Raw genomic sequence first — 13014 nt, 5'->3', positions numbered from 1 at the left:
TGTCTCCTCTAAGGTGCCAGACGCAGTGCGACGCCGTAATGACGTCGCACCGCAGGACCCCGCGCGGTGGTTTTTTTGTCCGCTGCGGGGTTGATGCCGGGGATGCTCGGGGTGGGGCTATGCGCTCACGCCGTCACGCATTCGGCAGCCACGGCGTTTGCGACAGGCAGTTCTCGGCGCGCCAGCCGTGCAGCCATTGCAACGCGTCGTAGAACTGCGTCTGCGTGCGGCCTTTCCAGAGCGAGTTACGTACCCAGCGGTCTACGCCCTTGGCGTGATAGACGCGTCCCATGTCGCGTGCGCCGTAAAGCACGCGAGCGGTGCGGGGAATGCGGGCGTGTTCGTAACGACGGAAGGCGTCGGTAAAGTCACCGTTTGCAGCGGCGTAGGCGGCGCCGAGCGTGACGGCGTCCTCCAGCGCCTGACACGCGCCTTGTGCGATGTATTGCGTCATCGGATGCGCGGCGTCGCCGAGGATCGTGGCGCGCCCGAAGCTCCACTGCTCGACCGGGTCGCGATCGGCCGTGGCCCAGCGTCGCCACGAGGTCGGGCGGTCGAGCATCTGGTGCGGCAGCGCGTCGACGCCTTCGAAGTACGACAGCACTTCTTCCTTGCTGCCGTCGCGCACGCCCCAGACTTCCTGCTCGCGGCTGTGGAACGTCACCACGAGGTTGTATTGCTTGCCGCCGCGCAGCGGGTAGTGCACGAGGTGGCAGTGCGGGCCGGCCCACACGACCGGCGCGTTGACCTGCAAGTCCTTCGGCATGTTCTCGACGTCCACCACGGCGCGATACACGACGTGACCCGTCACGCGCGGTTCGTCGCCGATCAGTGCTTCGCGCACGGCAGACTTCACGCCGTCGCAGCCGATCACGGCGTCGGCCGTGTGGCGCTCGCCATGCTGATCCGTGACGGTGACACCGTTCGCATCCTGATCGAGCGAGACGACGCGCGTCGCCGTGCGGAACTGAATCAGCGGATTGCGCTGCACGGCTTCGAGAATCGACAGATGAATGTCGGCGCGATGGATCACGGCGTACGGGTTGCCGAAGCGCTCGCGGTAGGGTGCACCGACGTCGACCTCCGCGATGACGCTGCGGTCGATGGCATCGCGCAGCGTGATGTGATCGGTGAAGACCGAGCGTGCGCGCGCCGCCTCACCAACGCCGAGCGCATCGAGCGCGGCGAATGCGTTGGCGGCCAACTGAATGCCTGCGCCGATCTCGCCGATCGTCTCGGCTTGCTCCAGCAATTCGATATGCACGCCCTGATTGGCGAGTGCCAGGGCAGCGGCCAGACCGCCGATGCCCCCGCCTACGACGAGCGCTTTGGGTTGATGGGTTTGCGTCATGCTTGTCTCCTCGGGCACTTTCCGCCCTTCCTGCCTTTCATCTACGGCGCGCGACCACGTGTGGGTCGTCGACGCCGAGTTTGTGCCGCTTCATGTCAGGCCATGCAGGCCATCTTCAGGCCGTGTAGTCCGGCTGACGGTCGGGGGCTGCCGAGACGAACGCCGGGTGCGTCGTCGCCCTGGCATACACCGCCATCGCGCGCGGATAGGGCGACAGATCGCAGCCCATGCGTTGCGCGTTGGCGATCTGCGGAATCAGGCAGACGTCGGCCAATGTCGGCGCGTCGCCGAAACACCATTCACCGTGACCGTACCTGTCGAGCAGACGCTCGACACCGGCCATGCCCTCCGCCACCCAGTGCCGATACCAGGTGTCCTTTTGTTCGGCGGACAGGCCCAGCGGGCCTTGTAGATACTTCAGGATGCGCAGGTTGTTCACCGGATGGATGTCGCAACTGATGAGCATCGCGAGTTCGAGTACGCGGGCGCGCGCCTCGATGTCCTGCGGCACCAGACGCGTCTCGGGATACTTCGCGTCGAGATAGTCGGCGATGGCGAGCGACTGACCGAGCGTAAAGTCGCCGTCGACGATGGCGGGCACCGTAGCCGACGCATTGACCTCGTCGACGTAGGGCGCGGCGCGGTGCTCGCCGACGCGGATGTTCACCGGGATGGTGTCGAACGCAATGCCCTTGAGCGCAAGCGCGATGCGAATGCGATACGACGTCGAGCTATTGAAGAAGCTGTAGAGCTGCATGACGATGCCTCAGACCACACGCACCGTGATCTCGCCGAGTCCTTCGACGGCCGTCACCATCGTCTCGCCTGCCTTCACCGGACCGACGCCTTCAGGCGTGCCGGTGTAGATGAGATCGCCCGGCTCCAGACGGAAGAATTGCGACAGATACGACACGGTCTCGGCGACCGACCAGATGAGGTGCGTCACGTCGCTCTTCTGCTTTTGTACGCCGTCCACCGTCAGCGAGATCGCGGCCTTTTCGACATGACCGATGCTCGACACCGGATGGATCGGGCCGATGGGGGCCGAGGCGTCGAACGCCTTGCCGATTTCCCACGGACGACCCATCTCGCGCATTTTCATTTGCAGGTCGCGACGCGTCATGTCCAGACCCACGGCGTAACCCCACACGTGCTCCAGCGCCTGATCGAGCGGAATGTCCGAACCGGCCTTGCCGATCACGGCGACCAGTTCCGCTTCGTAGTGATAGTTGCTCGTCTGCGCCGGGTACTTGAGCTCCAGCGTATCGCCATAGGCGACCGGCAGCACGGCGTCGGCCGGCTTGCAGAAGAAGAACGGCGGTTCACGGTCCGGATCGAAGCCCATTTCACGGGCGTGAGCGGCGTAGTTGCGGCCGACGCAATACACGCGACGCACGGCGAACTGGTCGTTGCTGCCGACAACGGGAATGCCAACGACGGCGGGCGGAGTGAAGACGTAGGACATGGTGTTTGACTCGTCGGATCAGAGAGAAGACAGAGAGAAGGTTGACCGCGCACCGCTCGCATTCGTCGAATGCGTGGCGGGGCGCAGGGTCGTCGTTTCGTTGACGTATGCCGCTCAGGTACGCGATTCGCGCAGCAGATTCAGCGCGGCGAGCACGGGGCGGTCGGAGTAGCTGAACAGCACGGCGTCTTCCAGCGCGGCGAGTTGCACTGGCGCCCATGACGGCACCACGAAGTGATCGCGCGGTTCGAACTGGAAGACTTCGTCGCCGATGCGCACGGTGCCGCGGCCTTCGACGACCGAGAAGACGGTGGCGTCGGTGCTGCGGTACGTCTTGCCCTGGAAGCCGGCGGGCAGGTACTGCATGAACGTCGCCATCGTCGGCATCGGCCAGCCGCCGGTCGCCGGATTCACATAACGGAGCTTGATACCGTCCCACGGATCGAGTTCGCCGTTGCGGTACAGCGTGTCGAGCGCTTCGCGCGAGCGCGCGTACGGATAGCTGAAGATCGGCGACGTCGGGTCGCTGACCTTGTGATGCACCGGCAGCATGTTGAACCCGTAGCGGGCGAAGCTGTCGCCTTCCGGGCGCTGAACGGGTTGCTGCGATTCCGGGTAGTTCTCGGCGAAGCCGGCGTCGAAATACTGAACCAGCGGAATGTCGAGACCGTCGAGCCACACGACCGGCTCACCGTCCGCCGGATTGCCGTGGTCGTGCCATGTCCACGACGGGGTGATGATGAAGTCGCCCGGATGCATGGTGGTGCGCTCGCCGTTGACCGCCGTCCACGCGCCGCGACCTTCCACGATGAAGCGCAGTGCCGATTGCGTATGACGATGGCTCGGTGCGATCTCGCCCGGCAGGATCAGTTGCAGCCCGGCGTAAAGCGAGCCGGTGATGCTCGACGAGCCCGGGGTGCCGGGGTTTTGCAGAATCAGAACACGGCGCACGGCTTCTTCGGCGCTGATGACGCGTCCTGCTTCCATCACCAGCGGACGCACTTCGTTGTATTTCCAGATGGCAGGCACCACGCGCGGGCGCGGCTGGGGCGGCACGAGGCTGTGCAGCGATTCCCACAGCGGGGCCATGTGGTTGTGACCGATGTGTTCGTAATAGGCGGCGCGTTCTGCACTCGGGGCGCGGTCGGACATGCTCGTCTCCATATTGGAAGGGGCCCGGTCTGCTTGTCTGGCAAGCGCAGCCATGCGGCAGTGCCGTGGCTTTCGGGTCTATGGATAGCGTTATACTCGGCGAGACATATTCTTTGAAATGAAAAAATCATCGGATCCATACGAAAAATCGTATGACTCGGGTGGTTTTGGGGTGCCGCACCGGCATCTGGAGACGACGCATGGATTGGACCCATCGTTTGCGTCTGCGCAACTTGCAGATGCTGCTGACCCTGGCGGAGACCGGCAACATGAGCCAGTCTGCGGCGTTGCTCAACACGACGCAGCCCGGGTTGTCGAAGTGGCTGAAGGATCTCGAGGACGACATCGGCCTGCCGCTGTTCGAGCGACAGGCGCGAGGTTTGCGTCCGACGTCTTACGGGGAGGCGCTGATCCAGCACGCTCGCCGCATCGAAGCGCAACTCGACACCGCACGCGACGATCTCGACGCCATGCGCGAGGGCGGCAGCGGACTGGTCGCGATCGGCACCTCGGGGGCGTCGTCGGCGGACACCGTGCCGCTCGCGGTGCTGCTGCTGTTGCAGCGCATGCCGCGCGTGCAGGCGCGGGTCGTCGAAAACACGATGGACCGGCTGATGAACCAACTGGCGCATAGCGAGATCGACATCGTGGTCGGACGCTCGGCGCCGGAATTGCAAGACCGGAACGTGCGCACGGAAGCGTTGTATCTGGAGCCGTTGCACTTTGTGGCGCGTGCACGGCATCCGGTGTTTTCGCGCGCGTCGGTGGATTGGTCGGACATCCAGCACTACCGATGGGTCGTGTGGCCGCGTGGCACACCGATTCGCAACGCCTTGGAGGCGGCGCTGGCGGAGGCCGGGTATCCGCTGCCAAACGATACTGTTGAATCGAATTCGACGATTCTCAATCTCACGCTGCTCAATAACAGCGACATGATCGGTCTTGCGTCTCACCGCACAGCGAGTCGCTTGCAAGCGCTGGGCGCACTGCGCATCGTGCCGCTACGCCTCGCGGGGTTCGGCGGCGTATCGATGTACTGGCGCGACGACGGTGCAAACCGCGCAGCAGTCGTCGAAGCACTCGAATGCCTGCGCTCGGCCGCCGCCCGCTCGACAGGGGATCTCGTTGAAGGGATCGAAGGCGAGGGGTGATGGCGGCGGGGAGCGATAAACGAGCAAACGGCGGCGGCTCCCAGGCCGCCTCGAAAGTGCGGCGTAGCCGCCGAGATCAGCGCACGAGTTCGTGAATGGTTTCGCCTAGTCGACGCATGAATCGGGTGAAATCGGTGGCCATCTCGCGATCGATCGGGCGCTTCGCCTGAAGGAAGTGGTGGACGTCTGCTTCGTGGGCGATGGCATTTCTTCTTCTTACTACCTCGTAGAGAAATACACGCACGGTCGCTTCGTCTTCTCCCATCGCCGACGCGATTTTCTTCCACTTGCGCTTCTCGTGCCAGATGTAGCTGAGTCCATCGACGACCTTGTCCGGGTGCTGGAAGGACATTGCACGCAGTTTGTCGCGAATGGTTTGAGAGAAGATGTTGCTCCGGGGAGCGTCTTCAACACCTTTCAATTGGGCAACGACGCCGAGTGGAATCGGCTCGTCGAGATACTTTGGCGTGGAGGTTCGGTTGCCGGAGTAAATATCGATAATCCCGATGTGAATGATGTCGTGCAGGAGTTTGTCGAACGCGCTGACAGAACAGACGATCTTCGAACGAAGCAGATCGTCGAGACTCTTCTGTCCCCGCATGTTCTCCACGAGGAAGTCATAGAAAGACGCGAAGGCTTCAACGTCGTCCATATTGGATCGAAAGGCGGCGAGCGCATCATGCATGGTTCAGTAGCGAGGCAAGGTCGGCCGCGACGGATTCAAGTTGGATGCGAAGATGGTCGCGTTGCATCTTTACATGTGCCATCGATGCGCCAAACGCGTCGATGTCTGAATCGGAAAGCGCAAAAGCCGGGATGCCAACTTTCAGCGACTTCCTGTGGAGTTCGCTGTAATCCTCGATTTGACCAAGATGAAACCCCTCCGTCAGTAGACTGGGCGGATACTGCTCTGGTGGGAAAGTCATTCCCTTTGTGGACAGATGGGGAACAAAGTCGTTGGATATTGCGAATCTGATTTTCTCGACATCCTCTGACGCTGGCCTTTTTATCGACCCGGTGTAATCGACAAGTGGGCGGTTCAATATTCCGCCAAACTTCGGTGTCCCGTGGCCCAACGGGTATGCCGTTCTTGCGAAAGCTTCCATCGAATTCTTCTTCCAGTTGATCCATCGGGCGAGCACGTATTTCAACCTGTGCAGCGTTTTGACCGCGAAAGGATCAGGTGTGACAGGGACAACGAAAACATCGCTATGCATAAAGAGGTTCGCGCTGACGCCACCGAACCCGGCCGGGACATTGATCAAGGTGAAGTCGATGTCGTACTTCCGTTCGCACAATGAAATCAAATGGTGGAAAGCACCCGGTGTGTTCTCCATCGACTCGAATCTCGCATTGGCATCCTGCACAAGCGTGAGTTGGAAGTCGCATTCCGCCAGATTGGTGTGTCCCGGCAATAGGCGCAAATTGGGAGACTCAGGTGGTGCAGGGCAGTCGATTTCGCGAATGAGAAAGGCGTCCAGCTCGAATGCCGCACGCGTTGCATCTTTCAGATTGTGACGACACGTGGTTTCTGCGCGGTAGTGCTGGTCAAACCCCTCCCGCAGAACAAGGCTGGTCAAATCGCATTTCGGGTCCGCGTCGACGAGCAGAACGCGGTAATTCTCGGCCAGCAGCCAGCCCAGGTGATAAATGAAACTGGTATTGCTAATGCCGGCGGTGTAGTTAATCGGCACCAGACGCTTCGCCATTTTCGTCTCCTGAATGGATGCGCCAGGAAGTACGACGGGATGCCCGTCGAACGTTTCAGAATGGTGTTTGAACCGAGGTTGTCGTGATCGGCGGTAGGTCATGTCGAAGTGTGGTCTGCGAAACGGATGCACAGTCTCGCAAGAATCCCCAGAGGCCACCGACACTCGAAGAGACACAAGCACATCGGAATCGCATAGCTTTCAATGGCTTAGCTAAACCCGATCGAACCCATTTATCCGACGTTCCCCAAGTCTTGCGCGTCGCCCGCGCAAAGCCGCATCACAAACCCCAAAGCGCATCGAACGGTTTGCTACACTTGCCGCCTGTCGAAGTCACTCTCTCGGGGCGTCAATGATTGGCCGCATCTCCGGCACGCTGCTGGAAAAGAATCCGCCGCACATCCTGGTCGACTGCCAGGGCGTGGGCTACGAAATCTCGGTGCCGATGAGCACCTTTTTCAACCTGCCGAACGTCGGCGAGCGCGTCACGCTGCTCACGCAGTTCATCGTGCGCGAAGACGCCCAACTGCTGTTCGGTTTCGGCTCGCCGGACGAGCGCAATACCTTCCGCGAACTGCTCAAGATCTCGGGCGTTGGCGCACGCACGGCGCTGGCGATTCTGTCGGGCATGAGCGTGGCCGATATCGCGCAGGCCGTGACGCTCCAGGAGTCGGGGCGTCTGACCAAGATCCCCGGCATCGGCAAGAAGACAGCCGAGCGCCTGCTGCTCGAACTCAAGGGCAAGCTCGGTGCACAACTCGGCACCGTGGCCGGCGCGGCCGTGCCGCACGACCACAAGAGCGATGTCGTCAACGCACTGCTTGCGCTCGGCTATTCCGACAAGGAAGCGCTGGCCGCAGTCAAGTCCGTGCCCGACGGCACGACGGTGTCCGACGGCATCAAGCACGCGCTCAAGTCGCTCTCGAAGGCCTGAGACTGCCTGAGCTTCCTGAGCGTGGATACGCAGTCATGTTGCGCGAACGCGCGACAAACGTGGGACGGTAGCGAGGAGACGGTATGCAACTGCGATGGCTCGAAGACTTCGTCGAACTGGCCCGCACGCGCAGCTTCACGCGGGCGGCGGAGAACCGGTTCGTCACGCATCCGGCATTCGGTCGACGTATTCGCGCGTTGGAGGAGTGGGTCGGCACGCGACTCGTCGAGCGCAGCAAGCCGCTCGAACTGACGGCGGCGGGCACGGTGTTTCTCGACGCCGCCACCAATGCGCTCGATATTCTTCACAGCGCCCGCACGCAGTTGCAGGACGCCGCGCCCACGCTCGAAAACAACCTGCGGATCGCCACCGGACGTACGCTCGCCGCCACGTTCTTCCCCGATTGGTACGACGAAACCGTCTCGCGCATCGGCTTCTTTACCGCAACGCTTTCGACGGGCGGCGCAGAGGAAGCCATCCTGCGACTTGCGGCCGGTGAAGTCGATCTGCTCATCGTCTATTCCAGTGCGCACACGCGTCTTCTCATCGACCAGGAACGATTCGACTGGTTGAGCGTGGCGCGCGAAGTGCTGGTGCCGGTCAGTGCGCTCGATGCCAAGGGCCGCGCCAGATACCGGCTCGCAGCTGGTCCGGCGTCGATACCGTGGCTGGCGTTCACCCGGACATTGACGTTGCGGGCGGTGCTCGCGCGCCATCTGGCCGAGATGCCGAATCGTCCGACGCTCAAGCCCGTCTATCAGGCGGATTCCTACGAAGCGATTCTCGCGATGGCGCGACGCGGTGCCGGCATTGCCTGGTTGCCGCAGCGTCTCGTGGCCGATGACGTCGCGCGCGGTACGCTCGCCATCGTGGGTGGCAAGGACTGGCAGATCGGTTTCGACATCGCGCTCTATCGGCGACGGCACCAGCCGCACCCCGTGCTCGACGCCATCTGGGAAAGCGCGAAGCTGGCTGCCGGGGACGACATCTGACATCGTTACAGCCCTGCACGAGTCGCGACGCGCAGGGCGGACCGCTGGTACCGGTGTCACGCGGGCGATCCTCGTCACAAACTCGCGGCACCACCGGTGCATCGTCTGCGAGGACCGCCGACCGCGTGTCAACGGTCTCTAACTCACCTATCAACCACGCATCATCGCCGCAACACCCAACTTCACATACTCAAGTAGCGGCGCGTCGATGAGCGAACCCGCCATCAACTCGGGTTCGAGACGATGAGCTTCGCGAAGCTTCACATGGGTTGCAGGGTCGTCGCCGGCGTACGACCGGAAATAGGTCATCCACTGACTCACGAGTGCCTGAACTTGCGGCGCATCGGGCGGCGCACCGGCTTCGAGTTGCTCGCGCAACGCGCCGATGAGCACCGGCCACTCGTCCGTGTAAGTCAGGTAGTTCGCTTCGAGGTAGCGATATTCGGCATCGTTGAGATACCGTCGATAAATCGTCAGCTTCGTTTGTGCGAAGGCGACCTTGATGTATTGCATCAACCCGGCGGTGATGCCGGTTTGCGTGCGCATCGACGGCTCGTTCTCATGCATCGCGTTGAGCTTGGCAAGCAGACGCGCGTCGCCCCCCGTATCGCGCTCGACCATCGCCATCCAGCGCCGCGAGACCGCCTGCGCTGCCTCGCTCACGGGCGGTTCGCCCCGCGCCATGAGTTCGCTAACTTCAGCCACGATGGCGGGCCAATCCGACGCGTACGCCTGCTTGTTTTTATACAGCGGGAAGCGAGCGAGTTCTTCCGGTGACAAGTATTTCTCGTACATATTCATCAACTCCAGCGTTGACAGCCATTCGGCAAGATCCGGGGCGACGCCTGACGCCAGTTGCGTTTGCAGTTGCACGAGTCGACTACGCAAACGACTCGCGTCGTCGATCTGCCGTGTGAGCATATCGATCTGACGTGCAATCAGCGAATCGAGTGTGTCGGACGACGTGTCCCGGTTTGCCAACCATTGACCGATGTCGGCAAGCGACATGCCGAAGCGTCGCAACGCCTGAATCTCATGCAGACGGGTGATGTCGCCGAGATCGTAGAGCCGATAGCCGGCATCGGAGCGCGCCGAAGGCGAGAGCAGACCCAGCGTGTCGTAGTGATGAAGCGTGCGTACCGTCAGGCCGCTGCGTTTCGCCAATTCGCCGACTTTAAGCCGCATGGAACTCCCCCGTAATCTTCTGGCGTGTGACAAGGCTGAAGCCTCACGTAGTGTGAGGGTCAAGCGATTCTATGCGATGGACGCCAGTCGCTATCGACGGTGTCACCGCACGCCGCCACATCGAAGTGTGGGACGAAAGGGTAAGCGGAGGGGAAAGCCGGGAAGGAGATCAGGCCGTCACGTGGGCGCCGGAGCGCGCCACGTGAGGTAAAGCGTCGAGATACTGATGTGTCGGCGAAGGCGCGGCTCGACAGTGACTACCTTCGAGTCCGCACCTTTGCCGTCAGGATCAATGCTCGTGATGCAGGTACTTTGCCTGACGTGGCAGGCGCAGGCTCACCAGGAACGCCAGCACCATCATGCCGGTGACGTACCAGTAGAACGTCGGCTCCATGCCCGCTTTCTTCAGGCCGAGCGCCACGTATTCGGCCGAGCCGCCGAAGATGGCGTTGGCGACCGCATAGGCCAGACCCACGCCCAGCGCGCGGACTTCGATCGGGAACATCTCGGCCTTCACGATACCGCTGATCGACGTATAGAAGCTCACGATAGCCAGCGCCAGGCAGATCAGCAAGAACGCGCTCGTCGGGCTTTGCACGGTCTTGAGCGCCGTGAGGATCGGCACCGTGCAAATCGCACCGAGGCCGGCGAACAACAGCATGTTGTTGCGACGGCCGATCTTGTCCGAGAGCATGCCGAAGATCGGTTGCATGCACATGTAGACGAACAGGCAGCCCGTCATGATGTAGCTCGCCGTCTTGATCGGCATACCGGCCGTGTTCACCAGATACTTCTGCATGTACGTGGTGAACGTGTAGAAGATCAGCGACCCGCCGGCGGTGTAGCCGAGCACCGTGAAGAACGCGGCCTTGTGATGACGGAACAGACCGGCAATCGACCCGGCGTCGCGGTTGTTACGGCTCGCGCTCGTCGACGTTTCATGCAACGTGCGACGCAGCATCAGCGCCACCACTGCCGTGATCGCCCCGACCACGAACGGGATACGCCAGCCCCAGGCCTTGAGTTCAGCTTCGCTGAGCAACTGCTGAAGAATCACGACCACGAGCACGGCGAGCAACTGGCCGCCGATGAGCGTTACGTACTGGAACGACGAGAAGAAGCCGCGACGGCCCTTGAGCGCCACTTCACTCATGTACGTCGCCGTCGTGCCGTATTCCCCACCGACCGACAGGCCTTGGAGCAGACGCGCGAGCAGCAGCAGCGCCGGGGCCCAGTTACCGATGCTGGCGTACGTCGGCAGTGCCGCGATCAGCAGCGAGCCGAAGCACATCATCATCACCGAGATGACCATCGAGTTCTTGCGGCCGTTACGGTCGGCAATGCGGCCGAAGATCCAGCCGCCGATGGGGCGCATCAGGAAGCCGGCTGCGAAGACGCCGGCGGTGTTGAGCAACTGGGCCGTCGGGTCCGAACTCGGGAAGAACGCCGGCGCAAAGTAGATCGCGCAGAAGGCATAGATGTAAAAGTCGAACCACTCGACCAGATTCCCTGACGACGCGGCCACGATCGCGAAAACGCGCTTGCGGACTTCTTCAGGGGTGGGGGGCGGGTTGCTGATTCCTGCGTTGGATGTCGCTGTCTCTCTCATTTCTACTGGCGATGGGGGCATCGCATTGATAACTACGTTTGCAACATGACGCTGATGCGCTTGCTCGCCTCGTAGGTCCTTCACATGCGAAGGAATAAGCGAATCGCGTCGCGGGGGCGGGCCAACTATAGCGGTTGTCAGCGGGGGCAGACAATGCCCGCGTGACAGATCGATTATTGTGAATATCGCAACAATCGATCGAATTGTTGCGTCGCAGCATGGTGATGACGCCCGCCCGGCGGACGTTTGCGTCAGACGACGAGCGTTTCGGCTAACGGGACGAGGCACGCGAAATACACCGGAAATTCGAGAAATATTCTTTCGCGTGGGACGTTGCCCGGGCAGGTTTGCGCGCTTCCTGGAGGCTTATGCCCTGTCGCCACGTGCATTTCTTCCGGACATTCATAAGCTTTTCGATAACAAATGCTTAGCCGCGCGCGGGGTGGCCGGTAGCATGGGATGCCGCTCCATCCTGAAGCCCTCGCCCCCAGGCGCGAGGCGCCATCCCCCGAAGTCATGCAAGGCGATACGTTATTGATCAAGTCGGGCGGCGTGGCCGCGCTGACCGAATGGCAACACCATTTCGCGCGGCTGATGCCGGGCCTGCGCGTCTATGGCTGGGACGACCCGTTCGTCGACGCCCGCAACGTCAAATATGCGCTGGTCTACCAGCCCGATCACGGACGTCTCGCCCATTACCCCCGACTGCGCCTGATCCTGAGTGCGGCGGCGGGCGTCGATCACATCCTGGCCGACCCGGCACTGCCCGCCAACATTCCCATCATTCGTATGGTGACGGACGAGACGCGCGAGCGCATGAGCGACTTCGTGACGTTCGCGGCGCTGGCCATCGTCCGGGACATGCCCGCGCTCGTCGCGGCACAGCACGACGGGCGTTGGGCGAACGAGCTGACCGGACGCCTCGCGCGCGACACACGTGTCGGTGTGCTGGGGCTGGGCGAGCTGGGCAGTGCCGTCGCCACCCGTCTGTATGCCAACGGCTTTCGCGTGAACGGCTGGTCGCGCACGCCGAAGCGGCTCACCGGGGTGAACGTATTCGCCGGCGACGCGCAACTCGATGCGCTGGTCGCCGAGACCGACATCCTCGTCAATCTGCTGCCCGATACGCCCGCAACGCGCGGCATTCTCGGACGCAAGTTGTTCGCGCAGTTGCCGCCCGGCGCGAGCGTCATTCAGGTCGGTCGTGGCGCACATCTCGACCGACAGGCGTTGCTCGATGCGCTCGACAGCGGTCGACTGCGCTCGGCCTTCGTCGATGTGTTCGACGTCGAACCGCTGCCGCCGGGCGACACGCTGCGCCATCATCCGAAGGTATTCGTCACGCCACATATCGCGTCGACGGTGTCGTATGCGGCACGGGCGCGTCAGGTGGCGGAAGTGCTCGGTGCGCATCGGCGCGGCGCACCGCTGCCATTCGTCTACGACGCCGCAAGAGGGTACTAAGT

Annotated in this window: 12 protein-coding genes; 4 read left to right on the top strand and 8 right to left on the bottom strand. The window is 62.3% G+C overall.

The genetic code is table 11. The features are described from left to right. Nucleotides 1-133: 133 nt before the first annotated feature. From A9762_RS01355 to gtdA, 4 genes are all read right to left on the bottom strand, one after another. Nucleotides 134-1351, bottom strand: coding sequence for a 3-hydroxybenzoate 6-monooxygenase (locus A9762_RS01355; RefSeq protein ID WP_069340231.1), 1218 nt, complete (start codon nt 1349-1351; stop codon nt 134-136). A 115-nt stretch (nt 1352-1466) separates the two neighbouring features. Further along, nucleotides 1467-2108, bottom strand: coding sequence for a maleylacetoacetate isomerase (gene maiA / locus A9762_RS01350; protein WP_069340230.1), 642 nt, complete (start codon nt 2106-2108; stop codon nt 1467-1469). A 9-nt stretch (nt 2109-2117) separates the two neighbouring features. Then, nucleotides 2118-2816: a fumarylacetoacetate hydrolase family protein gene (locus A9762_RS01345; protein WP_069340229.1), complete on the bottom strand. Its 699-nt coding sequence runs from the start codon at nt 2814-2816 to the stop codon at nt 2118-2120. A 114-nt stretch (nt 2817-2930) separates the two neighbouring features. Beyond that, nucleotides 2931-3968, bottom strand: a complete 1038-nt coding sequence (gene gtdA / locus A9762_RS01340; RefSeq protein ID WP_069340228.1) for a gentisate 1,2-dioxygenase — start codon at nt 3966-3968, stop codon at nt 2931-2933. Between the two features lie 200 nt (nt 3969-4168). On the opposite strand from gtdA, the gene A9762_RS01335 reads away from it, so the two are divergent. Next, on the top strand, nt 4169-5119 hold the full coding sequence (locus tag A9762_RS01335) for a LysR family transcriptional regulator (RefSeq protein ID WP_069340227.1): 951 nt from the start codon (nt 4169-4171) through the stop codon (nt 5117-5119). A gap of 76 nt (nt 5120-5195) precedes the next feature. Here the strand turns inward: A9762_RS01335 and A9762_RS01330 are convergent, their stop codons facing one another. After that, nucleotides 5196-5771 (bottom strand): hypothetical protein, encoded by a 576-nt coding sequence (locus A9762_RS01330; protein WP_139133017.1) that lies wholly within the window; start codon nt 5769-5771, stop codon nt 5196-5198. 25 nt (nt 5772-5796) lie between these two features. After that, nucleotides 5797-6828, bottom strand: coding sequence for a ParA family protein (locus A9762_RS01325; RefSeq protein ID WP_069340225.1), 1032 nt, complete (start codon nt 6826-6828; stop codon nt 5797-5799). A 352-nt stretch (nt 6829-7180) separates the two neighbouring features. Here A9762_RS01325 and ruvA point away from each other — a divergent pair, with 352 nt between their 5' ends. After that, nucleotides 7181-7762 carry a Holliday junction branch migration protein RuvA gene (ruvA, locus tag A9762_RS01320; protein ID WP_069340224.1) on the top strand — a complete coding sequence of 194 codons (582 nt, stop codon included), beginning with the start codon at nt 7181-7183 and terminating at the stop codon, nt 7760-7762. A gap of 83 nt (nt 7763-7845) precedes the next feature. Beyond that, complete coding sequence (locus A9762_RS01315; protein WP_069340223.1) at nt 7846-8754, top strand: LysR family transcriptional regulator; 909 nt, start codon at nt 7846-7848, stop codon at nt 8752-8754. Between the two features lie 150 nt (nt 8755-8904). Here the strand turns inward: A9762_RS01315 and A9762_RS01310 are convergent, their stop codons facing one another. Then, entirely contained in the window at nt 8905-9939 is a 1035-nt protein-coding gene (locus A9762_RS01310) for a MerR family transcriptional regulator (RefSeq protein ID WP_069340222.1), read from the bottom strand. Nucleotides 9940-10228: 289 nt separating this feature from the next. Then, entirely contained in the window at nt 10229-11548 is a 1320-nt protein-coding gene (locus A9762_RS01305; protein ID WP_069340221.1) for an MFS family transporter, read from the bottom strand. A 459-nt stretch (nt 11549-12007) separates the two neighbouring features. Here A9762_RS01305 and A9762_RS01300 point away from each other — a divergent pair, with 459 nt between their 5' ends. Further along, nucleotides 12008-13012: a glyoxylate/hydroxypyruvate reductase A gene (locus A9762_RS01300; protein ID WP_240493400.1), complete on the top strand. Its 1005-nt coding sequence runs from the start codon at nt 12008-12010 to the stop codon at nt 13010-13012. The last annotated feature ends 2 nt before the right edge of the window (nt 13013-13014 follow it).

Origin of the sequence: Pandoraea sp. ISTKB (genome assembly GCF_001721285.1) — a bacterium.
GTDB lineage: Bacteria > Pseudomonadota > Gammaproteobacteria > Burkholderiales > Burkholderiaceae > Pandoraea > Pandoraea capi.
This window is presented reverse-complemented; position numbering and strand designations above follow the sequence as displayed.